This is a genomic window from Bacillus sp. ISL-57 (assembly GCF_018613135.1).
GTDB classification, from domain to species: domain Bacteria; phylum Bacillota; class Bacilli; order Bacillales; family DSM-1321; genus Peribacillus; species Peribacillus frigoritolerans.
In genome coordinates this window covers 741,830-768,484 of sequence record NZ_JAGGQV010000002.1, presented here as the reverse complement: position 1 = coordinate 768,484, position 26,655 = coordinate 741,830, and the positions used below count along the sequence as shown (strand labels likewise).

The 26,655-nt window shown below is 41.8% G+C and carries 26 protein-coding genes and 2 riboswitches; of the genes, 12 read left to right on the top strand and 14 right to left on the bottom strand.

Going from position 1 to position 26,655, the window contains the following annotated elements:
• Positions 1 to 27 precede the first annotated feature (27 nt).
• On the top strand, positions 28 to 225 hold the full coding sequence (locus tag J7I90_RS07005; RefSeq protein WP_028393295.1) for a cold-shock protein: 198 nt from the start codon (positions 28 to 30) through the stop codon (positions 223 to 225).
• A 41-nt stretch (positions 226 to 266) separates the two neighbouring features.
• Here the strand turns inward: J7I90_RS07005 and J7I90_RS27700 are convergent, their stop codons facing one another.
• The 4 genes from J7I90_RS27700 to J7I90_RS06990 form a co-directional block, all read right to left on the bottom strand.
• Positions 267 to 395: a hypothetical protein gene (locus J7I90_RS27700; RefSeq protein ID WP_285289412.1), complete on the bottom strand. Its 129-nt coding sequence runs from the start codon at positions 393 to 395 to the stop codon at positions 267 to 269.
• Positions 396 to 556: 161 nt separating this feature from the next.
• A complete protein-coding gene (locus J7I90_RS07000) occupies positions 557 to 994 on the bottom strand; it encodes a flavodoxin domain-containing protein (protein ID WP_251025121.1) in 438 nt (145 codons plus the stop codon).
• Positions 966 to 2,018, bottom strand: a complete 1,053-nt coding sequence (locus J7I90_RS06995) for a ribonucleotide-diphosphate reductase subunit beta (RefSeq protein ID WP_214769737.1) — start codon at positions 2,016 to 2,018, stop codon at positions 966 to 968. The genes J7I90_RS07000 and J7I90_RS06995 overlap by 29 nt, the downstream gene beginning before the upstream one ends.
• Positions 2,019 to 2,063: 45 nt before the next feature.
• Positions 2,064 to 4,361: a ribonucleoside-diphosphate reductase subunit alpha gene (locus tag J7I90_RS06990; protein WP_214769733.1), complete on the bottom strand. Its 2,298-nt coding sequence runs from the start codon at positions 4,359 to 4,361 to the stop codon at positions 2,064 to 2,066.
• Positions 4,362 to 4,499: 138 nt separating this feature from the next.
• Positions 4,500 to 4,680: riboswitch (cobalamin riboswitch) on the bottom strand.
• A gap of 292 nt (positions 4,681 to 4,972) precedes the next feature.
• Here J7I90_RS06990 and J7I90_RS06985 point away from each other — a divergent pair.
• Positions 4,973 to 5,902: a manganese-dependent inorganic pyrophosphatase gene (locus J7I90_RS06985; RefSeq protein ID WP_034314865.1), complete on the top strand. Its 930-nt coding sequence runs from the start codon at positions 4,973 to 4,975 to the stop codon at positions 5,900 to 5,902.
• A gap of 99 nt (positions 5,903 to 6,001) precedes the next feature.
• On the opposite strand, the gene J7I90_RS06980 is transcribed toward J7I90_RS06985, so the two are convergent.
• From J7I90_RS06980 to J7I90_RS06965, 4 genes are all read right to left on the bottom strand, one after another.
• Positions 6,002 to 6,148 (bottom strand): hypothetical protein, encoded by a 147-nt coding sequence (locus J7I90_RS06980; protein WP_153246080.1) that lies wholly within the window; start codon positions 6,146 to 6,148, stop codon positions 6,002 to 6,004.
• An 85-nt stretch (positions 6,149 to 6,233) separates the two neighbouring features.
• Positions 6,234 to 7,691 (bottom strand): SulP family inorganic anion transporter, encoded by a 1,458-nt coding sequence (locus tag J7I90_RS06975; RefSeq protein WP_214769730.1) that lies wholly within the window; start codon positions 7,689 to 7,691, stop codon positions 6,234 to 6,236.
• Positions 7,692 to 8,400: 709 nt separating this feature from the next.
• Positions 8,401 to 8,595, bottom strand: a complete 195-nt coding sequence (locus J7I90_RS06970) for a hypothetical protein (RefSeq protein ID WP_053534016.1) — start codon at positions 8,593 to 8,595, stop codon at positions 8,401 to 8,403.
• A gap of 81 nt (positions 8,596 to 8,676) precedes the next feature.
• A riboswitch (cyclic di-GMP riboswitch) is annotated at positions 8,677 to 8,767 on the bottom strand.
• A gap of 248 nt (positions 8,768 to 9,015) precedes the next feature.
• Positions 9,016 to 10,227, bottom strand: a complete 1,212-nt coding sequence (locus tag J7I90_RS06965; RefSeq protein ID WP_214769727.1) for an MFS transporter — start codon at positions 10,225 to 10,227, stop codon at positions 9,016 to 9,018.
• Positions 10,228 to 10,427: 200 nt separating this feature from the next.
• Here J7I90_RS06965 and J7I90_RS06960 point away from each other — a divergent pair, with 200 nt between their 5' ends.
• Together J7I90_RS06960 and J7I90_RS06955 are read left to right on the top strand one after the other, a co-directional pair.
• A complete protein-coding gene (locus J7I90_RS06960; RefSeq protein WP_214769725.1) occupies positions 10,428 to 11,735 on the top strand; it encodes a CitMHS family transporter in 1,308 nt (435 codons plus the stop codon).
• Between the two features lie 172 nt (positions 11,736 to 11,907).
• Positions 11,908 to 12,540: a superoxide dismutase family protein gene (locus tag J7I90_RS06955; protein ID WP_214769722.1), complete on the top strand. Its 633-nt coding sequence runs from the start codon at positions 11,908 to 11,910 to the stop codon at positions 12,538 to 12,540.
• Between the two features lie 303 nt (positions 12,541 to 12,843).
• On the opposite strand, the gene trhO is transcribed toward J7I90_RS06955, so the two are convergent.
• Positions 12,844 to 13,809, bottom strand: a complete 966-nt coding sequence (gene trhO / locus J7I90_RS06950) for an oxygen-dependent tRNA uridine(34) hydroxylase TrhO (RefSeq protein WP_048678052.1) — start codon at positions 13,807 to 13,809, stop codon at positions 12,844 to 12,846.
• 141 nt (positions 13,810 to 13,950) lie between these two features.
• Here trhO and J7I90_RS06945 point away from each other — a divergent pair, with 141 nt between their 5' ends.
• Together J7I90_RS06945 and J7I90_RS06940 are read left to right on the top strand one after the other, a co-directional pair.
• Entirely contained in the window at positions 13,951 to 14,967 is a 1,017-nt protein-coding gene (locus tag J7I90_RS06945) for a nitronate monooxygenase (protein WP_251025120.1), read from the top strand.
• A 17-nt stretch (positions 14,968 to 14,984) separates the two neighbouring features.
• Positions 14,985 to 15,440, top strand: coding sequence for a GNAT family N-acetyltransferase (locus J7I90_RS06940; RefSeq protein ID WP_214770172.1), 456 nt, complete (start codon positions 14,985 to 14,987; stop codon positions 15,438 to 15,440).
• Positions 15,441 to 15,696: 256 nt separating this feature from the next.
• Here the strand turns inward: J7I90_RS06940 and J7I90_RS06935 are convergent, their stop codons facing one another.
• The gene (locus J7I90_RS06935; protein ID WP_214769718.1) at positions 15,697 to 16,275 is read right to left on the bottom strand and encodes a GNAT family N-acetyltransferase; all 579 of its coding nucleotides are present in this window, start codon (positions 16,273 to 16,275) and stop codon (positions 15,697 to 15,699) included.
• Positions 16,276 to 16,378: 103 nt separating this feature from the next.
• Between J7I90_RS06935 and pdxR the strand changes: the two genes are divergently transcribed.
• On the top strand, positions 16,379 to 17,770 hold the full coding sequence (pdxR, locus tag J7I90_RS06930; RefSeq protein ID WP_214769715.1) for a MocR-like pyridoxine biosynthesis transcription factor PdxR: 1,392 nt from the start codon (positions 16,379 to 16,381) through the stop codon (positions 17,768 to 17,770).
• 65 nt (positions 17,771 to 17,835) lie between these two features.
• On the opposite strand, the gene J7I90_RS06925 is transcribed toward pdxR, so the two are convergent.
• Both J7I90_RS06925 and J7I90_RS06920 read right to left on the bottom strand, forming a co-directional pair.
• Entirely contained in the window at positions 17,836 to 18,255 is a 420-nt protein-coding gene (locus tag J7I90_RS06925) for a MarR family winged helix-turn-helix transcriptional regulator (protein ID WP_034314851.1), read from the bottom strand.
• Between the two features lie 656 nt (positions 18,256 to 18,911).
• A complete protein-coding gene (locus tag J7I90_RS06920) occupies positions 18,912 to 19,115 on the bottom strand; it encodes a hypothetical protein (RefSeq protein ID WP_082196735.1) in 204 nt (67 codons plus the stop codon).
• A 127-nt stretch (positions 19,116 to 19,242) separates the two neighbouring features.
• On the opposite strand from J7I90_RS06920, the gene ytvI reads away from it, so the two are divergent.
• Positions 19,243 to 20,286, top strand: a complete 1,044-nt coding sequence (gene ytvI, locus J7I90_RS06915) for a sporulation integral membrane protein YtvI (protein ID WP_214769712.1) — start codon at positions 19,243 to 19,245, stop codon at positions 20,284 to 20,286.
• Positions 20,287 to 20,629: 343 nt separating this feature from the next.
• Here ytvI and J7I90_RS06910 read toward each other — a convergent pair whose 3' ends face one another.
• Positions 20,630 to 21,982, bottom strand: a complete 1,353-nt coding sequence (locus J7I90_RS06910) for a hemolysin family protein (RefSeq protein ID WP_214769709.1) — start codon at positions 21,980 to 21,982, stop codon at positions 20,630 to 20,632.
• A gap of 616 nt (positions 21,983 to 22,598) precedes the next feature.
• On the opposite strand from J7I90_RS06910, the gene J7I90_RS06905 reads away from it, so the two are divergent.
• From J7I90_RS06905 to uptA, 4 genes are all read left to right on the top strand, one after another.
• Positions 22,599 to 23,171, top strand: coding sequence for a YitT family protein (locus tag J7I90_RS06905; protein WP_251025119.1), 573 nt, complete (start codon positions 22,599 to 22,601; stop codon positions 23,169 to 23,171).
• A 94-nt stretch (positions 23,172 to 23,265) separates the two neighbouring features.
• Positions 23,266 to 23,979, top strand: a complete 714-nt coding sequence (locus J7I90_RS06900; protein WP_214769706.1) for a FixH family protein — start codon at positions 23,266 to 23,268, stop codon at positions 23,977 to 23,979.
• A 92-nt stretch (positions 23,980 to 24,071) separates the two neighbouring features.
• Complete coding sequence (locus J7I90_RS06895) at positions 24,072 to 24,236, top strand: Lmo0850 family protein (RefSeq protein WP_214769703.1); 165 nt, start codon at positions 24,072 to 24,074, stop codon at positions 24,234 to 24,236.
• 161 nt (positions 24,237 to 24,397) lie between these two features.
• Positions 24,398 to 25,027, top strand: coding sequence for an undecaprenyl phosphate transporter UptA (gene uptA / locus J7I90_RS06890; protein WP_214770163.1), 630 nt, complete (start codon positions 24,398 to 24,400; stop codon positions 25,025 to 25,027).
• A 56-nt stretch (positions 25,028 to 25,083) separates the two neighbouring features.
• Here the strand turns inward: uptA and J7I90_RS06885 are convergent, their stop codons facing one another.
• On the bottom strand, positions 25,084 to 26,415 hold the full coding sequence (locus J7I90_RS06885; RefSeq protein ID WP_214769700.1) for a hemolysin family protein: 1,332 nt from the start codon (positions 26,413 to 26,415) through the stop codon (positions 25,084 to 25,086).
• Positions 26,416 to 26,655: the final 240 nt, after the last annotated feature.

Sequence of the window (26,655 nt, the reverse complement as noted above, 5' to 3'; positions counted from 1 at the left end):
ATTTTTCCAAACACAGGAGGAACTATCATGGTACAAGGTAAAGTAAAATGGTTTAACGCAGAAAAAGGTTTCGGTTTCATCGAAGTTGAAGGCCAAGACGATGTATTCGTACATTTCTCAGCTATCCAAGGAGAAGGCTTCAAAACGCTTGAAGAAGGCCAAGAAGTTTCTTTCGAAATCGAGCAAGGCGCTCGTGGACCACAAGCTGCTAACGTTCAAAAATAATTGAACGCATATAAAAAAAAGACTCCGATTTTGGAGTCTTTTTATTTTGCTTTTATTTCGGCGATTTCCTTTAATGCTTTGTCCAATTTTTCTTCGATCCGTTTAGAGCGATTAAAATGTCCTGACAGGAAAAACACGATGAATATAATGAATACTACAAGCACTAGCATAAAAAGGATAGGAAGGAACTGGGTTATATTTTTTATTCATTGGATATCATCTCCTTTTTTCTTCCATTATACTTCATGCTTACCAGTTGCTATGATTGAGGGAGCCGAGTTTAAAAAAAAACACTGAAAGGGGATATGCGAAAACGCATATCCCCTTTCAGTCAGTTCTGGAATAGCGAGGCAAACTTTTGAAGTCTATGCAGGTCTGATTCTTGATACATCTGTTCTATCTTCAATGTCACCAATAACTGGCTCTTGGCAAATAACATGTCCCGGAAATGATCGACCGCCCCGCAAAAATGATTATAGTTGGTTTCGCCAGTGCCGAAGACTCCCGTTTTCAGGCGAACAATAGGCAACTGTTCCAGTTCATTATAAAAGGCAGCTGATTTAGCGGGAAGCTCCCCATTGCCCCATGTATAGGTGCCGACGATCAATGCATCGTAATCCGGCAATGTACGTAAATCGAATTCATTCATTCGATATAGGAAGGCCTCAGGCAAAAGGGCAGCGAGGGCTTCAGCAAGCGCTTTTGTATTGCCGCCGGCAGAATGATAGACAATGGCGATTTTACAGCTCATCGAACCCATTGCTGGCATTTACTTGACTGTAAGTCCTTGACTTCTGTTCGAAGAAATCGGTTTTAGTAAGGCCGATGGATTCATCATCGAACGTTTTGATCCAAGGCATCGGGTTCTCGCCATACTCTTTATACAAATTTTCAAGGCCTAGCATACGTAACCTTTTGTTGGCGATATATTCAATGTACTCATCGAATTCTTCCAAATCGAGATCGGCTTTCGTTTGGATATCTTCGAGCATGTATTCAGACCATTCCTTTTCGAGTTCGACTGCTTTTTCAATCGTTGTATAGATGAACTTCGTGTTATCTTCATTATTTAACTCAGGATATTCATACATCAAGATTTGAATGAGCATGCCAATGAAATCGAAATGGACCATTTCATCGCGATGAATATAGGATATCATCGTAGCGGAACCGGTCATAAGATTTTGGCGTCCCAGATTATAATAAAAGGCGAAAGCCAGATAGAAATAAATCCCTTCAAGGTTCGTTGAATGAATCAGTGCCTCGAATAAATGCTGAGGGCTGGGATCGTCCACGAACGTTTGATAAGCATCAACGATCGGCTGGTTACGCTTAATCACTTCAGGATGTTCTTTGATGCGGTCGAAAAGCTGTTTTTGCTTGCCTACCGGAATCAAGGAAGCAAGGATATAGGAATAAGACTCATTATGTATCGATTCCTGCTGGGCCATGTTGGCCAGGATAGCTTTTGCCGCCGGATCTTTGATGTACCGAAGGATCTCTACTAAAGTGGGCGTTTGAAGACTGTCCATTCCGGCAATCATCGTAAGGATATCGAGAAAAGCGTCCTGGATATCTTCATCCAATTCGCCCCACTGCTTTTTATCCTGAATCATGTTCACGCTCGAAGGCTTCCAAAAGTTATTGAGGAGCTGTGTATAGGTATCATAGAATTTTTCATACTGTATATCGTTCCAAAGGAGGAAGCCTGAAGCTTCTCCTTTGAAAACACCGGTTGCCTTGGTTGGATGCGTCGGTTCGAGCATCCGAATTTTTTTTATATGATTGGTCATTAGTGAAAACTCCTTTAAGAATAGATTACTGGGTCATGATTGACGTTAACTTGAACAGCTTTCGCAGGCATTGTCATATTCGGAAGACGTCGAACGAACATAATACGTTGATTTCAACCCGCTTTCCCATGCCGTTAAATGGATATCCAATAGGACCTTCGCTTTGATTGTATTGTGTACATACAGATTAAAGCTGATTGCTTGGTCAATATGGCGTTGGCGGGCTGCATTTTGCCTGATGCTTTCCAGTTGATCCAAATTGAATCGCGTCTTTTTATAATATTCATACGTATTTGGCGTCAAGCCTGGTGCGGTCACCTTGAATTTGAAGTTTTTCTTTTCTTCGTAAAATTCAATTTCATACAAAGGATCGATTCCATCCGTGGAATTACCGATTTTGGCTGTCGATGAATTGGGGGCAATCGCCATTAAATAGCCATTACGGGTACCGTGCTCCTGCACGTCTGCTTTTAAATCCAGCCATTTTTGATCTGTATACTCACGCAGTTCGAAATAGTCCCCTGTATGCCAATCAGAACCTTCAAAATATGGGTAAGACCCTTTTTCCTTGGCCAATTCGTTGGATGCCTTGATAGTTAAGTAAGCGATTTTTTCGTATAAAGCATCTGCATAGTGAACAGCCTCATCGGATTCCCAATAAATATTCTGTATGGCAAGTAAATGATGCCATCCAAACGTTCCTAAACCAATTGCCCGGTACCGTTTGTTCGAGATGGATGCTTGTTTGACAGGAAGATTATTCACATCAATGACATTGTCCAGCATACGGATCTGAATGGGAATCAATCTTTCCAGAACATCGCTGCCCACCGCCCGTGGCAAGTTAATGGATGAAAGGTTGCAGACAACGAAATCCCCGCTTTTACGAACCACAACAACATCTCCATCTTCTGTTTCATATTCATCCGTGATCGTCGAAGGGCTTAGGTTTTGGGCAATCTCCGTGCAAAGGTTAGAACAATATATCATACCTTTATGTTTATTCGGATTCTTCCGATTCACTTCATCGCGGTAGAACATATACGGTACGCCTTCTTCTAATTGAGAAATCATGATGCTTTTCATGATGTCCATCGCATTGATTTTTTCAAAGCTATAGTTTGGAAGCGTGCCATTTTCCGCGGCCTCGACAGCAAGTGCATAATGATTCCTGAAGCTTCCTTCGCCTTTCTTTTCGTCATAAAGATCTTCAAGTGAAAATCCAAGGGTTTGCTTAACGGTATGCGGATCGAAAAGATACCATTCTTTTCTGTCGCGTACAGCCTCCATGAATAAATCCGGTATGCATACACCTGTAAAAATATCATGTGCTTTTAATCTGTCATCCCCGTTTTGAGTCTTCAAATCTAGGAAGCTCATGATATCTTTATGCCAGGCATCCAAGTAAATCGCGATGGCACCTTTACGTTGCCCCAATTGATCGACACTTACTGCTGTCTGGTTGAATAGTCGAATCCAGGGAGTCGTGCCGGAACTGTTTCCAGAGAAACCGCGGATATCGGAACCAAGCGAGCGAACCTTACCGACGTAAAGACCGACACCGCCGCCGAATTTAGATACTTTTGCGGCATCGTAGTTTGATAGGTAAATTCCGTCAATGGAATCTTCAATTGCGTCGATAAAGCAGGAGCTTAACTGTCCATGTGTTTTACCTGCATTGGAGAGTGTAGGAGTCGCAACGGTCATATAAAGGTTGGACATGGCCCAGTATGCTTCTTTTATCAGTTGCAGGCGGTGCTCCGTTTTTTCCATTCGCATGATTTCCATCGCGATGATCATGAAACGTTCTTGCGGCAGTTCGAAGACCTTGTCCTTTTTTGGGCGGGCCAGATAGCGGTCATTCAATAAGTAGATGCCTATGTAAGAGAATAATTTATCTTTTTCCGGGTCGATCACCGATCCCAATTCCTCAATTTCCGCTTTTGTATATGAAGATAGCAGTTCTGGTTTATAAATGGGATAACGCTGACCTTCCGATAGCTGGGAGAGTTCTGTGATCAGCTCATAGAATGGGCCATAACTCTTGCCTTCATAACCTCGATTGGCTTGTGCATCCCTATACATTGTATTCAACAGTTCTGCTGCAGCAACGAAAGTCCAATCCGGAGCATCGATATCCACACCTTCAAGAGCGAGCTGAATCAATTTTTTTGATGCCTGTTCTTCGGTTGAGTCACTTTTGCGATCAAGCCATTTTGTAAAACGCCTTTTGAACTTTTCCATATCGAGACGGCCTTCGAATTCCTTCGATAACGTCTCAAGCTGGATGGATTTCGCTTCTGTGTCATTTTCACTTATGGTAGAGTTATATGTTTGAGTCATTAATAATCCTCCTTGTTAACTTCCGCTAAAATAAAAAAACCGCCCAAAGAATTGAGCGGATCAAACGATAGAATAAAAGAGCCATGAAAAAATAGCCGTTATACTATCGTTTCATCATCTCAATCCCCGAAGAATAAGAAACGTGAAAAATTCAAGGCAGGTCTCCTGACTCATGATCATCCTACTTTGAGTCCTTCCCGTATAGAGAGCTATACAGTGGTTTTCTCATTTCGTCACATTTACAGTTGCGAGGACAGTTCCGGGTTTACACCGGATTCCCTTTTCAGCCATCACTGGCACCTTGGATTATAAAAATTCTATATATAGTTATTGGAATTGTTTATGTAATCAATATCTAGTATTTCTGCTTATATTATCGTAAGCCATATGCGATGATAATTCAACTAATATATTTGAAAAAAACCACCCCTTATCTATTGACAAAGTGATGGAAGAGGGTGGGGGAGTGAAAGATTTTATGGGGGAATGGATAAATCAAGCGCTGATTTTACGGCATTTTGTGTTAAAATAAAGTGTCTAGTAAAGGTGGCTCTCCCTTATTGCGGTGAGGGGATTCGCGGAAAAATATTTATGAAAAAGGGGATAAAATCTTGGAAAAAGTATTAGTTTTTGGACATAAAAACCCGGATACAGACACAATCTGTTCAGCAATCGCTTATGCAGATCTGAAAAAGCAGTTAGGTATCAACGCTGAACCAGTTCGTCTGGGTGAAGTGAATGGTGAAACTCAATATGCATTGGACCAATTCAAATTCGATGCTCCCCGTCTTGTGGAAAAAGTTGCAGGGGAAGCTGATGGCGTAATCCTGGTCGATCATAACGAACGCCAGCAAAGTGCTGAAGATATTGACCAAGTCCGTGTATTGGAAGTTATCGACCATCACCGTATCGCTAACTTTGAAACGAGCGATCCATTATATTACCGTGCGGAACCAGTTGGCTGTACGGCAACCATTTTAAATAAAATTTATAAAGAAAACGGCATTGAAGTCCCTAAAGCAATCGCAGGTCTTATGCTGTCTGCCATCATTTCCGATTCTTTATTGTTCAAATCCCCGACTTGCACGGAGCAAGACGTTGCAGCAGCAATGGAACTGGCTGCCATTGCGGGAGTCGACGCTGAAAAATATGGTTTGGAAATGTTGAAAGCGGGAGCTGACTTGAGCGACAAAACGATTGCCCAGCTCATCACTCTTGATGCAAAGGAATTCTCCATGGGAATGGCTAAAGTGGAAATAGCACAGGTCAATGCTGTTGATCCGAACGAAGTCCTTGCTAAGCAAGCTGAATTGGAAGCAGCGATTGAAGCGGTCATCGCAGTGAAGGAATTGGACTTGTTCCTATTCGTCGTAACGGATATCCTGACTAATGATTCCGTTGCCCTGGCCCTTGGTAAAGCGGCATATGCGGTTGAAAAAGCATATGACGTTTCATTAAACAATAACATCGCCGTGTTGGAAGGCGTTGTATCGCGTAAAAAACAAATCGTGCCGGTCTTAACCGACGTATTCAGCAAATAATATAGGAAAAGGGTTGCTCATTAAAAACATGGGCACCCTTTTTCTGTACATTCAAAAAAAGACTCAACCATCCCATTAAGGGTGTTTGAGTCTTTTTTCTTAATTTAAAGATTCCTTTTCTTTTTCATAGGCGATGACAATCAATTCTTTATTGGCTTCCTCGCCAAGTTTGCTTTCAAAGCTTTTCAGTTCATTCAATAAATCCGGTGACAGATTTGCTGCCGTATAATCCTGCTCGGGTGTCATGCTTTTCGCTCCTTTCAAAAGGAAATGATTCATGTTATCTATTTTGTCGGTTTGAAAAGTTTCTATTCAGCAGAATTTTACTTCTTTAAGATATTTTACTTTCTGAGGTGGCGAGTTTTTCAAGCAATGTCGAACTTTCTTCATCGAGTCCTTGAACTAGGACAGGTATTCCCAAGAGCTGATATTTAAGAATAACCGTATCGACAGCACCGACTGCTGAAGCATCCCAGATCTTGGAATGGGAGAAGTCGATGACGATTGCATCGGCTTTTTCCTTGAAGTCGAACTTTGAAACAAAGTCCTGGACAGAAGCGAAAAATATTTGTCCGCTGATACGATAAGTGATTTTCTTGGCCTGGATGTCTTCCGTTTTTTCTACTGCCACATTAGAAATTTTAGCCGAGAAGAAAATCATGCTCAAAAGCACTCCGGCAAATACCCCTTTTGATAAGTCATGTGTATAAATGACAATGAGGACCGTCACGATCATCACGGCTGCATCCGACTTAGGAGCTTTAGTGAGCCTCTTTAGGGAAGACCAGTCAAATGTCCCGATTGAAACCATGATCATGACTGCTACAAGTGCAGCCATCGGTATTTTGATAAGGACATCGTTCAATACCACGATTAATACCATAAGGAATGCGCCCGCTACAAATGTGGAGAGCCGGCCCCTTCCACCCGATTTAATGTTGATACCGGATTGGCCGATCATCGCACATCCTGCCATGCCGCCAAAGCATCCGGCGATGATATTCGAAATCCCCTGGCCTTTGGCTTCCTTATTTTTATTACTGTCCGTGTCAGTCATCTCATCGACAATTTGAGCCGTCAATAACGATTCAAGCAGTCCAACAAACGCAAGGGCAATGGAATAAGGGAAAATGATCGCCAAAGTTTCGAAGGTCAAAGGGATGTCTGGAAGCATGAACATCGGAAGCGCTTCGGTCAATTGCCCCATATCCCCAACCGTCCGCACCGTAGCCCCCGTGGTAACTGCAACGATCGTCATGAATATGATGGCGACAAGTGGTGAAGGTATGACTTTCGTGATCAGCGGAAAAAGATAAATAATAGCTAATGAAACGGCTGTCATGACATACATGATCCATGTTTCGCCCACAAAATGGGTAAGCTGTGCCGTGAAAATCAGGATGGCTAAAGAATTCACAAAACCAGTCATGACCGGCTTCGGAATGAACTTCATTAATTTCCCGATTTTTAAAACTCCTAGTAAAATTTGCAGCAAACCAGTCAATATTGTTGCAGCAAGTAAATAGTTCAAGCCATGATCTTTAACAAGGTCGACCATGACGAGTGCCATTGCGCCAGTGGCAGCCGATATCATTCCCGGCCTTCCGCCGACAAAGGAGATGACGATGGCAATGCAGAATGAGGCATATAAACCAACCATCGGGTCAACGCCAGCAATGATCGAAAAGGCAATCGCCTCCGGAATCAATGCCAAGGCAACGACAATTCCAGATAGAACATCTCCTCTAACGTTGCCGAACCATTCCTTTTTGTATGCAGATGTATTCAAAGAAACACTCCTTCTTTCATATATAATGTGTGTTCATTTCCTTTTTAACGCACTAAATTATAGCATGAGTCCTTTATTCTATCTATATGGATAATATAAACGACAAATCGGGGGCTATTCATTTCTTATCGTAGGAAGGAAAAATGCTTTAAGAGAGAAGAATTGGCTGCAAAAGGTGATTGAGCTATCATGTGAGGGAAGTCAATTTTATGGAGATAGGCGAATGCATACAGGTCATGCTTGCAATAAAGTCAGTCGAATCGGATTTCCGTTAATGGCTTGGCCATTTTTGACGCTCCTATAGGCTTTTGTTAAATTCCCGCTAAGGGTGAGTGGAGTAAACGGTAGAGATCTATTTCATAATTAAAAAGTCAAAAAAACATGGATTTCCCTTTCCTGCTAGCTTTACGCCACCGATTGGACCTATTCATGACATTCGGGAAATGGGTTTTAGAACTCGAAACGCGATACAATCAAATGATTACTTCATGATTTATATCTTATCGAGCCCAATATAGGGTGACCGTACATTTACCATTCATATAATGAAAAAAAGATAGTGCTCTAACTGTGTCAATATGTGGGCAGGAGGTAAGAGAGTTTTTTTATCGGAATGATATTTTCCCCTTTTACCATATATGGGGAATGGTGAGGATGAAAAGGCCAGCTCTATCAAAGTTTGAGTGGGATTCGTCATTGTGTTAAGAGGCTATTCCTCATCAATGATGCTGGATTTACATAAAGGACATGTTACTTCTTTATAATGCTTGAACCTGATCTTTCGAAGGTCGCTTCTGGATAACATTGCGAATGCATTATATCTTGTGCCGCATGCACAAGTATTTTTATCTTTAACTATGTGTCTCTCATCCGTAGTAGCTGAATAAATGGTTGGAAAGAACATATATAACCCTCCTTGTTTTAATTTTAGGCAAATTAAAAAGGGGCAAGAAAATTAATATAAAGTGATCCATTCAAGAAAAATCTTGGCAACCCGGCTGCCTTGACAACTAAGTTGTTGGTTTAGGCCCGTGGCTTTGCGTCTTTTACTTTCATAAAATTTGCCTAAAATAATCTTAACATAAAATTTGATGTGATGAGTGCAGGAAAAATACTTATCAGTTTCTGGGTATGTCATAAGGGTTGGAGGACTTTACGGATAAGCATGAACGTGACCCCTTCAAATCTTTTTCCTTGATTTCTCTTCGATAACTCCCTATATACAAAAAGTTCCAGAAGTATCCAGCACACTACTGCTGTATGAGCATTAAACAGGAGAAAGCCTGCTTAAAGATGGAAGCAGGCTTTCTTGCCAAAAATGTGATTAATGTGATCTGGCCAACTCCGGATTGCGATGCATCGCGAAATAGAGGACAAGTCCGGCTATGAGGAGTAACGTGCTGGTCGTGATGAAGACGGCAGAGAATCCGTAGAAACCAGCAACCATTCCGCCCATTGCGGGTCCGATGATATTGCCTAAAAAACGCAGGCTCGTATTGTACCCTAGCACTTCCCCCTGCATTGCGACAGGCGCTTCTTGGCGAATGTAGGCAATCCTTACAGGGATGATGCCGCCTATTGCCATGCCTAGTATGAAGCGTACAAAGACAAGCTGCCAAAAATGATTGATGAAAGCACCTGGCAAGTAGACAAGAGCTGTCAGAAAAAGAAGCAGCACAAGAATCTTCACATGTCCATGCCGATCACCTATCTTGCCCCAGTGACGCGCCATCAATAAATTCCCCAGACCTGCTGCAGAAAAGGCGATTCCTGAATAAAAGCCAAGATTGGAAGTTCCATGCAGCTCACCAACGTATAAAGAAAGAATGGGCTGGATGCTGAAGTGGGCAACTTGGACAAGCGTGGAGATGAGCATGACATTCACCAGGATGGGATTCCTTAAGATATGTGAGACAACTTCCCTGCTTGTATAGCTCGACTTCGTTCCCTTCTGCCGCTCCATTCGGTACTCCTTGGTTGCAAAAACAAGAAGACCAGAGATGAAAATGGTGATGGAGGTGAATTTAAAGGCGGTTGAATAACCGAGTGTGTCTGCAAGCACGCCGCCAAGCAATGGTCCGAAAAGGGAACCGGTTATATTTCCCGTTTGTAAGGTTCCCAGTACGCGTCCGGCAATTTCTTTTGGTGTCTGCGTTGATATGAAGGCCTGGGACATGGAAATGAAGCCAGTGAATATTCCTGTGAACATCCTTAGGACGAATAGCTGCCAAACATTTTCGACGAATCCCATCAGGAAGATGGACAGGCCCATCCCAAAGGCGCAGGCAATCAAGATTTTCTTTCTGCCATACCGGTCACCAATCCGTCCCCAAATGGGGGAGAATAAAAAGGCAGTCACGAAAGTGATTCCAAAAGTCCATCCGGACCAATGCTGGATATATTGAGTCGAATAATCTCCGAATGTACCAATGTATAAGGATATGAATGGGAGAACCATCGTCATGCTCCCGCCTATGAAGAAATTGGCGAACCACATGATGAAAAGATTCCGTTTAGCTATTTTATGAGCGTTCATTTTACATACAACACTTCTTTCCTCCGAAAAAAACTTCGGGTTCCTAAATAATAGTATACAGAAATTAACTAATTTATTAAACGAATTTGTTTAACTGGTTTTTTAATGAATGGGCAAATGGTATAATGTGAAAATACTGATTTTTCAGAAAAATTAATGTGCAAAAGGTATTCATTTTTCCAATTAAAGGAGTTTTAAACATGTTGACGATTTTAGGGTTTTGTATGATTTTAACGTTTCTGGTCTTGGTCATCACTAAGCGTTTATCAGTGGTTGTCGCTTTTATCTTTACGGCGATAGCTTTTGGTCTGATTGGCGGGTTTGCTTCGGAAATGGGAGATATGATGGTTGCGGGTATTTTAAAGGTGACACCGACAGCAGTCATGATCGTTTTTGCTATTCTATATTTTGGTTTAATGATTGACGTTGGTTTATTCGAGCCCATGATCGCTAAAATACTGAGTTTTGTAAAAGGAGATCCGCTAAAGGTTGTCATGGCAACCGCCATTATAACCATATTGGTAGGTTTGGACGGAGATGGTTCTTCTACATTCATGATCACTGTTTCGGCCATGCTGCCGCTTTATATCAAATTAGGGATGAACAGGCTCGTATTGGCCTGTGTCGTTGGTTTGGCCGCTGGCGTCATGAACATGATCCCTTGGGGAGGTCCTTTGGTCAGGGCGGCCGCGAGCCTTCAGGTGGAAGTATCGGAGTTATTCATACCTCTTATTCCGGTCATGATTTGCGGTCTTTTATGGACGCTTTTTTCGGCATATGTACTTGGCAAAAAGGAAAGGGAGAGATTGGGAGTCGGCTCCCTGGAGACGAACATGCAAACTGGTATGGGCGAACAGGCTGCAGCTGTTGAAACCGCACCTCAAGGAACATCCAGGCTTTTTTGGTTTAATTGGTTCTTGACGATTTTACTGATGGTTTTGCTGGTGATGGAAGTGCTGCCGATCCAAATCTTATTTGCCTCCGCTTTTGCGATTGCACTATTCGTTAACTTTCCTAATCCAAAAGAACAGCAGGAAAGGATTTTAAGTCATGCCAATAGTTTCGTGATGATTTGTACACTCATTTTCGCAGCAGGGATTTTTACGGGTGTATTCACGGAAACAAAGATGATGGACTCGATGGCTGCTTCAATCGTAACCGTCATTCCGGAGTGGCTCGGGGCACATTTGCCACTGGTGGTAGCGCTGACGAGCATACCGATGGGGTTCATTTTTTCACCTGATGCCTATTATTTTGGCATTCTGCCAATCATAAGTGAAACGGCATCGAACTTCGGCATTGCCCCTGTAGAAATCGGAAGGGCGGCATTATTAGGTCATTCGACCGCAGGGTTCCCCTTATCGCCATTGGTGCCTGCAACATTCATATTGATTGGCCTTGTAGGCGTGGATTTTGGGGATCACCAAAAATTCCTGTTTAAATGGGCGTTTGGGACAACCATCATCATGACGATCGCAGCCATTACTTTCGGGGTCATCACTTTGTAAAAATGTGAGCCCTTTAAGCTATATTGTAAAATCCTTGTCTGTGAATTTAGTAAGGTGTTCACTCTCATTGGTGTAATCTATTTTCCTATTTATGCCGCTATCTGTTTATTCTTCCATAATAGTGGAAAGTAATAAGAGGAAGATACATATAAGAGAGTGGAGGGAAGTTATCATGAACTATAAACAAAAGCTTATACTGCCGATGTGTGCTGCCTTTTTACTGTATGGATGCAATTCAGCGGATGATTCAAATGAGGCCGATAATAAGGCCGAGGACATGACTACAGTGGGACAAGGAACAGATACAGAGGTTGATCCGCAGGTGAAAGCGGAAGTTAAAGATGTAGAAGGTAAAACACTTGGGACGGTGAACTTTACCGCTGAAGAGAATTCTGTAGTGATCGAGACCGCTTTGGAAGGTCTTGAGCCAGGCTATCATGGATTCCATGTTCACGAGAATGCAGCATGTGAGGCGGATGCCAAGGATGGCCCTTTCACTACAGCGGGAGGACACTTCAACCCAACTGATGAAACGCATTCTAAACATGCAGGTGATATGCCCCCTTTATATGTAAAAGAAGATGGAACAGCAAAATATACGGCAACATTGGATAACATGACAATAGACCAACTGAAGAAAGAAGAGCTGGCTGTAATCGTTCATGCTAATCCAGACAACTTTGCCAATATTCCTGACCGATATGAAGCCAATGGAGAAAAAGGACCGGATGCAGATACTTTGAAAACTGGTGATGCAGGCGATAGACAAGCTTGCGGGATTGTTGTAAGTGCAGAGGCAAAATAACATGAAAAGAGCGATTCCTCTTTAGAGGAATCGCTCTTTTCATGTAGGTAAGACTGATGACCGCTAAAATCTTAAAGCGGAAACCATTCTTTTTACGTTTTAAGAAGGTTTTTTCTATTGTGATATGGAAGTAAGAATGGAGGTAATATTGCAGTAAAAGCAGGTGGCATTAAAAAATCATAGTTAATCCTTGCAGTGGAATGAAGTCCAAGGCATAGGTTTAATATAGGGAAATAAGATTTGGTTTGAATCGATAAAAAAACCCGAACAGGGATCATGTCCACTGATTCGGGTTTGCTAAAATCATTTTGCCGTAATGGAATCTTCGATTAGCTGTAATCTTTCAGCCACTTCTTCTTCAGAAAGGTTATGCTCGACAACATAGCGATTACGCGGATGCACTCGGCATTCATGGGTACAGCTGCGCATATGTTTGTGTTCGTTCTCTTCGCTGCAAAGGATTTTCTTGTTGCATTCAGGATTAGCGCAATTGACATAGCGTTCACAAGGTTCGCCGGAATAAATATCGCGTCCGACAATGACATGTTCCTTTTGATTGATAGGTACGGCAATCCTTTCATCGAAAACATACATTTGGCCATCCCATAGCTCACCTTGGACTTCGGGATCCTTCCCGTATGTTGCGATGCCGCCATGCAGCTGGCTTACATCTTCAAAGCCTTCTTCGACAAGCCAGCCGGAGAATTTCTCACAGCGGATACCGCCCGTGCAATACGTTAGGATCTTTTTGCCTTCGAACATTTCTTTATTTTCCCGTACCCATTCCGGAAGTTCACGGAAATTCGTGATTTCTGGCTTGATTGCACCCCTGAAATGTCCTAAATCAAATTCATAGTCATTTCTGGCATCAAGGACGATGGTGTTTTCATCTTGCATTTGCTCGAAGAACTCCTTCGGGCTCAAGTATTTGCCTGTCGTCTGGTTCGGGTTGATGTCGTCTTCCAAGCGAAGCGTTACAAGTTCATTGCGTGGACGTACATGCATTTTTTTGAAAGCATGGCCTTCAGCTTCATCTATTTTAAACACGATATCGGCAAAGCGGGGATCGCTTTTCATCATGTCCATATATTTGTCGGTTTGTTCGATCGTACCTGAAACCGTTCCGTTGATACCTTCTGAAGCCACCAAGATACGGCCTTTCAATTCAAGGGCTTTACATGCCGCAAGATGCTCGGCTGCGAATTCTTCGTGATTCTCGATAGGTACATACAAATAATAAAGTAATACTCTATATGGTTTTGTTTCCATTTTTTATTTACCACCTATATTTTATATTTGCAAGATATAAAGGGTGATCATTTAGACACTTTTCTCTTACAGATAATCATTATACCAAGAAAACGTAAAAATGATAAGGGCATGAAGAAAAATCAAGAGGAGTTGTATCGAATGTTGAAAGAGTTAATGAGATATCCAATCATTCAGGCACCGATGGCAGGAGGAGCTTCCACTCCGAAGCTTGCGGCTTCAGTATCCAATGCAGGAGGATTGGGCTTTCTCGCAGCTGGCTATAAGACTGCGGAAGAGATGAAGGACGAGATAGGGCAGACCCGTCAGTTGACTGAACGCCCTTTTGGTGTGAATGTATTTGTGCCAGGCAACGAGCCGGTGGATGAAAATATATTATCTGGCTATCGTGAAAAGATCGAAAAAGAGGCCGAGAGCGTTGGGGCTGAGATTGGAAAAGCCGATAGTGATGACGATGATTGGGGAAATAAACTAGATGTATTGAAGGAGACTGGGGTCGCGATCGTCAGTTTTACGTTTGGATGTCCAACGGAAGATGTGATAAGGGAGCTCCAAGATGTCGGTTCCCTTATAGCCGTGACAGTAACCAACCTTCATGAAGCAAAAAAGGCGGCGGGAGCAGGCGCGGACGTTCTATGTGTACAGGGGTTTGAAGCAGGGGGGCACCGGGCCAGCTTTGATAACGGCACAGAAGATGATTACGGCCTTTTAGTATTGATTCGGATGATAGAGGCTGAGCTGGACTTACCGATCATTGCCGCAGGCGGACTGATGCAAGGAAAGGATATCGCGGCCGTGCTCGAAGCAGGAGCAACAGCGGCACAATTGGGTACCGCTTTCCTTCGCTGTCCCGAAAGCGGGGCAAGTCCGGTCCATAAGGCGGCGCTGGGAAATCCCCGATTCACTAAGACTGCTGTTACCCGAGCCTTCAGCGGGCGGAGGGCTCGCGGGTTGGTGAATCACTTTTTAACGGAATATGATAGTGTTGCACCGGTCGCCTATCCTTATGTCCATCACATGACAAAACAAATGCGAAAAGCAGCCGGACAAAAGAACAATCCTGAATTGATGGCCTTGTGGGCAGGACAGGGTTATAAGTTGAGCAGGGAACTTCCTGCATCGGAATTGGTTGAACTGCTTGTAGATGAATTAAACTGAGGAGGGTTTGGGTGCTGATGGAGATAAGGGAATTATTCTTGGATGAGCCACCCCCGATGCATTTATTACTTTTGGCAGATCCTTCAAGGAAATTGGTCGAGGAATATTTGGGGAGCGGAACGTGCTTTGTTGCCGTGGGTGAAAACCGGGTGATCGGCGTTTTTGTTTTACTGCAAAAAGGCCCGGAACTGATAGAGATAATGAACATCGCGGTCGATGAACAGTACCATGGGAGAGGAATTGGCAGGCAATTGATTGAACATGCGATAGGACATGCAAGGGAACAGGGATATAAAATGATTGAAATCGGAACGGGGAATTCGGGGATAGGCCAGCTTGCCCTTTACCAAAAATGCGGTTTTAGAATAACTGGGGTCGATCGGGATTTTTTTAATAGGAACTATTCCGAGGCCATTTATGAAAATGGGATTCAGTGCCAGGATATGATTCGCTTGTCACTAAGCTTAGACTAAGCAAGGATCATCCAAGTCTGACGGAAAAGCTTAACAGACAAAAGTGTGCGTCAGGGGGTAATATACTTGTTCTTTGGTGATATGATTTATCTTCTTTTTGCTTTACTAATGCCGTTTTTATTTGCGATTGGTGTTTTCATATTCATTCGATCAACGAAAAGGCAAAAAGATTCTTTATCGAAAATTCATAAAGACTCTCATGAAAAATAGCAGCAAGAGAAAAGAGTGCAAAACAACGGCACTCTTTTTCTCATTTTCACCTTTCTAAAAAAGCTTCCAAATTCCCTTTCACACTGGGCCATTCATGGTCGAGAATACTATAGACCACCGTGTTCCTATTCCTCCCATCTTGCAGTTTTTTCTCCATCCTCAAAATGCCTTCTTCAAGGGCGCCGAGCCTGGTTATTGCTGCACGTGATCTTTTGTTGCATTCGTCCGTCCTGAATTCAACCCGTTTCATTTTCCACCTTTCAAAAGCATGCTGCAATAGCAAGTACTTACATTCAGTGTTAATGGCTGTTCGCCATTTGTCGGGATGATACCAAGTCGCGCCGATTTCCAGCGATTGATTATGAAAGTGAATATTCCTTAAGCTCGTACTGCCAACTACCGAATCATCTGTCCGATCGAGTACGACAAATGGATGATGAAGTTCCTGGTCCCTTGCTTGAATGCCTTCCTTTACATAGGAGATCGCCTCTTCATATGACAAAATCTTTGTTGCACTCCATTCCCATATTTCTGATGGCAGCGAAGCGGCGTAAAGCGGTTCGGCATGATGTTCCATCATCGGGGTGAGTATCACGTGTTTCCCGTATAATTCGATATGCTCCATAGTTTCCTCCTCTTGATTGATATCTTCATTATAAAAATATTCTGGTTCTGCATTAAGGACCAATGCTGATATAATTTATGGAACCAGTTTTAAGGAGGCCCAAATGTTTGAAATCACTCTAACCTTAGATAAAACGAACAAAGAAGCTTTATATGTACAATTGTATAAATACTTTATAAAGGAAATCCAGAATGGACAAATAAAGGCCGGAATGAAACTGCCTTCTAAACGAAAACTGGCCTTGCATTTAGGGATAGGCCTGAATACAGTTGATACGGCTTATCAGCAGTTGATGGCAGAAGGATATGTGGAAAGTCAATTAAGGAAAGGTTATTACGTAGCCGATTTAGAACCGATTTCAGCTTTGAATGAGCCGTTGCCTGTAACAGAAGGGATGATGGGCCCTCTGTACGAAAGAAATGAGATAGATTACAATCATGGCCGGGTGGACGTGGATTCTTTCCCGCATGCCGTATGGAAAAAATGCTTGAACAATACGTTGTATCTACAGGAAAGGGAAATGTTCATGAGCGGTGATCCACAAGGGGAATGGGGGCTTAGGGCTGAGATTTCATCCTATCTATTCCAATCGAGAGGAGTGCGTAGCGGTGCTGATCAAATCTTCATTGGGGCAGGTACCCAGTATTTCATCCATCTTTTGCGATTACTGCTTGGAAATGAGCGGGTATTTGGGTTGGAAGATCCTGGCTTTCATCGGGTTAGGGAGGTACTGAGTCTGGAGGGAGCGGATATGGCATTCATACCTTTGGATGAAAGTGGAATGAGTGTGGAATCCTTGAAAGAGAGTGCAGCGGATGTAGCCTATGTCACACCTTCCCATCAATTTCCTTCCGGTATGATCATGCCGATAACTAGACGGGTGGAATTACTGAATTGGGCGGTGGAAAAAAAGGGTTATATTATTGAGGATGATTATGACGGGGAATTCCGACATGCAGGCAAACCGATTCCGTCGTTGCAGGGGTTGGACACAAAAGGAAGGGTCATCTACTTAGGCACGTTTTCAAAGTCGCTCATCCCATCGATCAGGGTGGGATTTATGGTGCTGCCCATGGAGTTGTCTTGCCGATTTCAGGAGAAGTTAATCGGATATAAACAGACCGTTTCCAGACTGATTCAGGAAACGCTCTGTCTTTTTATGAAAAATGGACATTGGGAACGCCATCTGAATAAAATGCGGACGATTTATCGTAAAAAGAATAAGGTGCTGCTGAACGCAATGGAAGAGAGCTTCCATGATCGTGTAAACATAATCGGTGAAAAGTCAGGATTGCACGTTCTTTTAAACGTAAAAAACGGCAGCAGTGAGGCAGAGCTCATCCAAAGGGCTGCCAGTGTTGGGGTTAAGGTCCACCCAACATCGGTTTATCATTCAAAGAATGTGAAAGATCCGACTATTTTGATTGGGTACGGTGGTTTAACCGAAAGGGAAATCGAAGCTGGAATCCGGCTTTTAAAAAAGGCATGGCTATAGCTTGGTGTGAAAGTAAGGAAATTCCTTGCTTCACACTTATTCAACAATGATATAAGCTACCCATTTTAGTTTCTTATATTATTGAGGATTTTAAGGACCGTCTGGAAAAATACTTCCTGTTCTTCTTCAGTAATGCCTTCCAGTGCTTTTCCTTCGATTTTTTCTGCAATCTTAAGACATTTTGTATGTACCTCTTTGCCCCGGGGGGTCAGTTCGATTCGTTTTTCCTGTTCATCTTTACCCGGAACTTGTTTAATCATATTATTCTGTTCCATGCTGTTGACCGAACGTGTGATAATCACACTGTCTACATCTAGGTAACTGCAAATATCTGGGATTGTGGAATAGCCACAGTTCTTTAAGTAATTCAGGATTGTCCACTGATTATGGTAAATTTCAAGGGCTGTAATTTGTTCATTCATTTTGCTGACTAATGATCTCGATACTTGTAAATATTGATGAAATAATTGAGTAGGGTTCGTCATATGATTCTCCTTTATAATGGTCGACCAGTCCATTATATTCTTTAATTCTTAAAAGTCTATTGTAAAGAATCATTTATTTCAGTCAATGTTTATTTTTGGAAGTAAAGCGGGGAAGGGCAAAATTCTGGCAATATGAATGAATTGAGGAAAAGCTCAGTCTTCCAAAAATCTAAAACAACAAAGGGGGGGCATCGGCACAATCACAAGAAGAACCTTAATTATGATGGAATATATTTCAGCCTAGAGACAAATTCAAGAATTCGAGTTTGCCTACAGTTGTCCATTTGGACGTAGATTTCGCTCCAGGCACTGGTACGGAGAGCCTCCTCGGCTTGCGCCTGCGGGGTCTCCCTTGGAGCGCTTTTCCGGCAGGGGTCTCGACACCCGCTCCATTCAACTTTGTTATAACATTTAGTTAGAAACCATACCTGAGGACTTGAAGGTTCAGCTTTGGGTAAGGTGGTGCCGTACACCAATAAAGAAAGATACGCTTTCCGGACCCTTTTAGTCTACTACTTGTAATATATGATGGAAAAAATATATTTTTCATTGAAATGGTCCATAAGTGCCGACGAAATTGGGAAAAGTAAAAAACGCGCTGAATGCAGTATATCCTGCAAACAAAAACCAGCCTCTAAAAAGTGGCCGGTTTTTGTTTAGAACTTCTCGCTGGTGGAGCGGTGCTTTGTTTCTTTTTTATTTCGTTCTTCTTGCTGTTCATATTTAATTTCATCAATTGGTAAATCATCAATGGGCATGACCACTTGATCACGTTCCAGCTGCTTTTCCTGATTTTTCTTGAAGGCCTTGGATTTATCATTACGCTCCTCAATATACTTTTCTTTGTCTTTATTATCCAATTTCAATCCCTCCATCTCTTTGTATCTCTTTTTCCCCTTATTGAGAAAATAAAACGTATAAGCGAAATATATGTGACCCCGTTTCATAAATATAAGGAGAACAGGAAAGTGCAAGGAGGTTTGTTCAGTGAATGTCGCCGTCTTTTTTCGCTGGTTTTGGAGGGGGATACTCCTTTTAGTCATATTAATCGTCATTCCCTATTCATGGGCGTTGATTTTAGCGTTGCTCACCGCCATTCTTTTGGATGGATTGGTCAGAATGATTGGTGAAACGGCAAAGCTGCATCGTTTTTGGGCAGTATTGATTTCATTTGTTTTATATGTAGGCGGGTTTATGAGCATCACTTATTTTTCTTTTTCGGTATTAATCAAGAAGGTCATTGTCTATTCGGAAGAATTTCCCGGTTTCATACGTGAAGTGTATTTGACGGCTATATTGCCAGTCATTAGGCAATGGGAACGGTATTCGCAAACTTTGCCGCCAAATCTCATTCAATCGGTGGAACAGACGATGGAAAAGGGAGTCATGGCTCTGGAGGGGTTCACAGAGGGATTTGTTCAGGATATGGTTCAGTTCGTTACACTCATTCCGGGATTTTTCATTGACTTTTTAATTTACTTAATCGCTTTATTCTTAATCAGTCTTGAATTGCCTAAATTAAGAAAAAAGGCAGTCTTTTATTTAAAGACATCCACCTATCAAAAGATTTCGCTAGTTTATCAAGATTTAAGTATGGCAGCCGTAGGCTTCATTAAGGCACAAATCCTGTTGAGCTTAATAACGTTCGTCATGGCTTATGGAGGACTATGGTTGTTAAATGTAAAGTATATGATTCCATTGGCACTGTTAATAGTGGTTGTGGACATTCTTCCTATCTTGGGGACGGGATCTGTGCTGGTTCCATGGGCAGCGATCGTTTGGGCTCAAGGAAATCATAATCTTGGTATTGGCCTCATCATCCTATTCCTGGTCATTACCATCATAAGAAGGACCATTGAACCAAAAATCTATTCAGCAAATATGGGATTAAGCCCCTTGGCATCGTTGGTCAGTCTTTATTTAGGGTTTAAGATGCTTGGTTTCCTTGGGCTTTTCCTTGGGCCTTCGATACTGATTGTTTATGATACGTTAAAGAGGGCAGGTGTCATTAAAACCAACTTCAAAATATGAAAGTTTATTAGATGTTTTTGGCCTGATTTCTTAAATTTGACATATCTTTTACCGCTTTACCTTGACCATTGCAATGATTGCAGTCCCGGGAAAAGAATTGAAGATAACGGGTTTTCCCTTTCCCTTTGCAGTGCTGGCAAATGGTTATGAGTTTCATGATTCTTCACTCCTTCAAAAAGTATCGCTTTTTTAACAGTATGAAACAATAAAGGTAGAACTATACTTCATGTGATCATCCAATGTTAAATGAAGCAGGTTTTATATAATATGTATTTATTTTATTTCATGTGCCAGATGAAAAAAAAAACCCCCGCTCCTATTGTTTTGGGAACGGGGGTTATAATCATGAAACGATTTCGGTTTGTGATATGATCGGGAATTCTTTCACTTCGCTTACGACTTTTGCTTGTTTATATATTTCAATATAACGGATATGGTGATCTTCCATTTCCTTTATCCTGAAGTTATAGGGACCATAAGTCAGGATATCACCTTGTTTGGCCTCATAATCCTCGGTAAGGATCCATCCGCCCATAGTATCAATATCTTCATCATTGATATCCAATCCAAGTAAATCATTCACTTCACTGACTAATACCTTGGCATCGATGATGTAGTGATCTTCTTTTAATTTGCGGACATCGGGAACTTCATCCAAGTCGAATTCATCGCGGATATCGCCAACGATTTCTTCAAGGATATCTTCAACGGTAACCAAACCTGACGTACCGCCGTATTCATCCATGAGGATGGCCATGTGGATCCGTTCCTTTTGCATTTTTAAAAGTAAATCGTGAATCGGGATACTGTCAATGACACGGATGATCGGACGAACATATCGGTCGATCGTTGACGCAGCCTGATTGTTCTTGTCAATCATTTCAGTGAATAGCTCTTTGATATTGACCATTCCGATAACATGATCTTTATCACCGTCAATGACAGGATATCGTGTGAAATTCTCTTCCGCCATTACGGTGAAAAACTGCTGGATCGTATCATCTTTGGATACCGTTGCGATTTCTGTACGTGGAACCATGATTTCTTTTGCGATCCGATCATCGAATTCAAAAATCTTATTCACATATTTAAACTCTGATTGGTTAATTTCGCCACTTTTGTAGCTTTCGGAAACAATGATTCGAAGCTCTTCTTCTGTATGAGCCAAATCATGTTCGGAAACCGCTTTTAATCCTAGCATTCTTGTAAGCGTCCTTGCAGAGCCATTCAGTACCCAGATGAATGGATACATGATTTTGTTAAAACCAATTAAAGGTTTGGAAACCAATAAAGTTACTTGCTCCGCTTTTTGAATCGCCAATGTTTTTGGTGCCAATTCCCCAACAACCACGTGCATGAAGGTAATGAAAGAAAAGGCAATTGCAACCGAGAGTGCATGTGAAGCTGAATTTGGAAGATTCAATTGATTCAAGAGTGGATGCAAAATCTTTTCAACTGTCGGTTCCCCAAGCACCCCAAGCCCTAGAGCGGTGACGGTAATTCCGAGCTGGCATGTTGAGAGGTATTCATCCAGGTTGGATATGACTTTCTTTGCTGAAAGAGCATTCGGCGTTCCTTCTTCAATTAATTGATCGACCCTCGTGCTTCTCACTTTAACAATCGCAAACTCCGTAGCTACAAAAAATGCTGTTAAAGCAATTAAAATGGCAATAAGAACCAAGTTTATTATGTCCAAATAGTCTCCCTTAACTCGCCTTCGAGACGAATAAGGAGTACACCTCCTACATTTTTAAAATATACAAGTATATTTTTTTTGCCGTGCTGAATATTTTCGGGATTGCTTCAAAAAGGCCTGTGGCAGTAAAAGTGCAGCCGCTTGAACTCCCATTTCTTTTAGTGATGAAGAGAATAATAGTATATGCCGATTAGCGATGCGTAGACGGGAAATAGAAGAATTTCTGTCTGAAGGAATGCAGCCATTTTCCAAAAGGATGCACATATCCGTTACGCAATGCAGCGCCCGTCCGTCAAAACGAACATTCTTTAATGCCCCATCAAATCACCTCAATCTAATTAATTTAAATACTTTCATTATAGAAAGAGTTAGTCATTCAGTCAAACAGCTTACGGCACCTTAAATCCGGTAAATTGCTTGTAAAGGATCAGTTTGAGCTAATAATTAGCTGTTTTTGACTGTTTTCTCTACTTTATTGCAACATATTATAGAATATTCAGAGAACTAAGGGCCGTTTCATAAAAATTGATCAGTTTCATTATTTTTTTGATGGTACAAACATATTCTATAGAAACCAAGACAAGTTTAAATGCAAGAATTAAAGGGGGTGGCAGCCATGAAGATCATGGAACGGATGGCAGCGATCATTGCCGGCAGCATGCTTGTAGGTGTGGGAATCAATTTTTTTCTGATACCTTATCATTTATTGGATGGCGGCATGATAGGGATTGGGCTGATTTTTCATTACTATATAGGACTTCCGACAGGGCTGGGTGTGATTTTGAGCAGCATTCCATTATATATATATGCTTGGTACTTTGAAAAAAAATTATTCCTGAACAGCCTGCATGGCTTGCTTTTTTCCTCTTTATGCATCGATATTTTTTCCGACGCTGTCACAGGATGGGACCTTCCCATTTATGTAAGTGCGATATTCGGGGGAGGGTTGATTGGACTTGGAATCGGTTTAATGCTTCGGTATGGGACCTCTACAGGCGGAACCGATATGTTGGCACAGATCCTTTCCAGGAAAAGTGGACTCAATGTTGGTCTGCTGATTTTTTTCATTGATGGGTGTGTACTGCTTTGCGGATTGAGCGTTGTGGGGACTTCAATCTTTTTATATTCGTTTTTAACGATCATCGCGGTAGCCATGCTGACTTCAGTCACCGTAATGCGAATCATTTGAAGTTAAACTATGTATAAAAATCTTAAAAAAGGAAAGGATGGGCAATATGAAGAGGACAGATTTTTAGTCTAATAAATAGTAAAGGGAAGTTCATATGAAAAAACTTTATATGTGTACTGCGTTGTTAGTTATGCTTGCAGGGTGTCAAGAGTCTGAAATGCCAGAGGATAAGGAAGTTAACAGTGCTGTTCCAGAATCGATGGATGCATCAATTGTCATAAAAGGGAAAGTGGAGCCTGGAAAAGAAGTCATTCTTGAAACGACAGTGAAACAGGGAAGCCAATTGGTGAATGAAGCTGATGAGGTGCTGTTTGAAGTGAGAAAGTCAGGACAGGATAAACGGGAAATGCTTGAAGCAAAGAATACTGGAAGTGGCATGTATCAAGTGATGCATACTTTTGAGGAACAAGGCAAATATATTGTAGTGTCCCATGTAACGGCTAAAGGCCTTCATGTAATGCCTGAAAAAGAAGTTGTCGTTCCTGAACATGAAAGTGAAGGTGCATCGGTTCATCCTAGTACGGATGTATCTATCGGGTTTCAAAGTAACCCTGTAAAGGCAGGAAACAGTTCGAACTTTGAAGCGAAAGTTGAATTGAATGGGAAGCCATTGACAAATGCAGATGTGAATTTCGAGGTGTGGAAGGAAGGCAGCGAAGAGAGTCATTTCACTAAAGCTGAAGAAGGTGGGAATGGAACATATCTAAATAAGGTATCTTTCGAAGAAGCGGGAACCTATAAGGTCCAGGTACATGTTGAAAAAGACGAAGTGCATGAACACCAACTGCAAACCATTCATGTCAATTGATTGTTTTTATGATCGAATTGTTTAAACAGGTTTTATCACTTCGTTAAATGGGAAGTTAAAGGATAACGGTAAAGCAGAAAGGGAGGGTAAGCATGAATAATCAAATAATCAACAAGTATAAAGATCTCGGGATTCATATTGAAAAAACGAAATCACGGCAGGAGATTTTCACTAGTGTTTCACAAAATGATTCATCCTTACTCACTACCGCTGTTTTTTCTCGAATTTCCCCAAAAGGGGAACTAAAAGAATATTGATGTAAAGGGACCGGAGTACATAACACTGGTCTTTTTTTGTGCAATCCTGAATGTGGTGCATTGTGAAACTGGATATGAAAAATCGAATAGAACGTTGTGAGCTGAATAGGATAGAAGGACAAACAATTTGAAATTAGCGGTAAGGGGAGTCCGATAGCATGATATCACAGCTTATTATGACGATATTGAATTGGTTTGCGGAAATGGGCTATTTGGGGATTTTATTGGGGCTGATGGTTGAAATCATCCCGAGTGAGCTTGTACTTGGATACGGTGGCTATTTGGTCGGCCAGGGGAAAATGAATTTTTGGGGAGCTGTTCTTGCAGGTGTGGCAGGCGGGACGATGGCACAATTATTTCTCTATTGGGCGGGGTATTATGGAGGAAGGCCCTTTCTCTTGAAATATGGAAAATATATTCTGATTAAAGAAAATCATATTGTACATGCTGAAGAGTGGTTTAAGAGGTATGGCGTGGGCGTGGTTTTTACGGCTCGATTCATTCCGGTTGTTCGCCATGCCATTTCCATCCCTGCCGGAATTGCGAGGATGTCCGTATGGAAGTTTATATTTTATACGGTTGCGGCTGTCATACCTTGGACCATATTGTTCCTGACCTTAGGAAGGATCCTCGGCGAGAATTGGCAGCAAATCCGGGAAATAACTGAACCTTATCTAATACCGGCTGCTGGTTTTTCCTTTATCCTCATCATGCTGTATATCTTATGGAAAAAAAAGAACACACCTCCAATCGTAACGGTCAAAAAAATGGGACGGTTTCCCGATAAATGAAAAAAATCGAAAAAACAGCCACGTAAAATAAACTTTTACGTGGCTGTTTTTGATCATTAACCTTGGGTAAGGTCCTCTTCAAGAGAAAGATGTACGACCTTTTTTGTGACCTCAATGGAACGGATGGCGTGATCTTCCATTTCAATCACTTTAAAGCAGAATCCGTCTTTTTCCATGATGTCCCCTACCTTCACATCATAGTTTTCCGTAAGGACCCATCCGCCTATAGTATCGACATCATCTTCTTCCAAGTGAATGCCAAGTAGATCATTCACTTCCTTTACAAGAAGTTTAGAGTCTAAAATATAGTGTCCATCTTTAATTTTCCTGATTGAGGCAACTTCATCGATATCGAATTCATCACGAATTTCCCCAACGATTTCCTCGAGGATATCCTCGACTGTGACAAGTCCGGAAGTTCCGCCGTATTCATCCATCAAAATAGCCATATGAATGCGTTCTTTTTGCATTTTTAACAGCAAATCGTGAATTGGTATATTTTCCATTACCCGAATGATCGGACGAGCGTAATTTTCAATCGCTTTGATATGGATTTCCCGGTTCTTAATAAGATCCGAGAAAACTTCCTTTAAGTTCACTAGGCCGATGACATGGTCTTTATCACCTTCGACAACAGGATATCGGGTGTATTTTTCCAATTTGGCCACATCGACGAATTCCTGTACCGTTTCATCCTTGGATATGGTCATGATTTCTGTCCTTGGAACCATGATTTCTTTGGCAACACGATCATCGAATTCAAAGATGTTGTTTACATATTTAAATTCCGACTGGTTAATCTCCCCGCTTTTATAGCTATCTGACAGGATGAAACGCAATTCCTCTTCCGTATGGGCTATTTCGCTTTCGGATGCTGGCTTAAAGCCAAATAATCCGACAACGAATCGGGAAGAATGATTCAAGGCCCAGATGAAGGGAAAGGCTATCTTATGGAAAAAAATCAGCGGCCCGGCAATTGCCAAGGTCACTTGCTCAGCCTTTTGGATGGCAACCGTCTTAGGAGCCAATTCACCTACAACCACATTCAGGAACGTAATCAGGGAAAATGAAATGACGAATGTCAGAATGCTTGTGACTTCTTGAGGGATATTCAAGGCATTGAATAAGGGCCCGACCAATTTGAGGACGGTCGGTTGCCCTAGCCACCCCAGTCCAAGGGCAGTAACGGTAATTCCAAGCTGTGTCGCGGATAGGTATTCATCAAGATCGGATGTAACCTTCTTTACCGCAATGGCTTTTTTGTTTCCCTCTTCAATCAATTGATCGATCCTGGAGCTGCGAACCCTTATGATCGAAAATTCCGAGGCTACAAAAAAGGCTGTTAAAGCAATTAAAATAATGACAAATAAAAAACTTAATATGTCCAATTAGTGTGGGACTTTATTGAATCGCCAGATGTGCCGAACGATTTAATTATCCCAGTCACCTCCCAAAACCAATAATGAATGAAATGATATTAGTATATAAAATGTTAGATGGAAAAATAATTCGTCTATCTTGTATGAAATCTGGTTTTTATTTTCAATCTATAGGATCATTCACCTCGATCAGTAGTGGAACCTTCCTATTAGTATAAGTAACTGGACGTCAATCAGTCAAAAATTTCA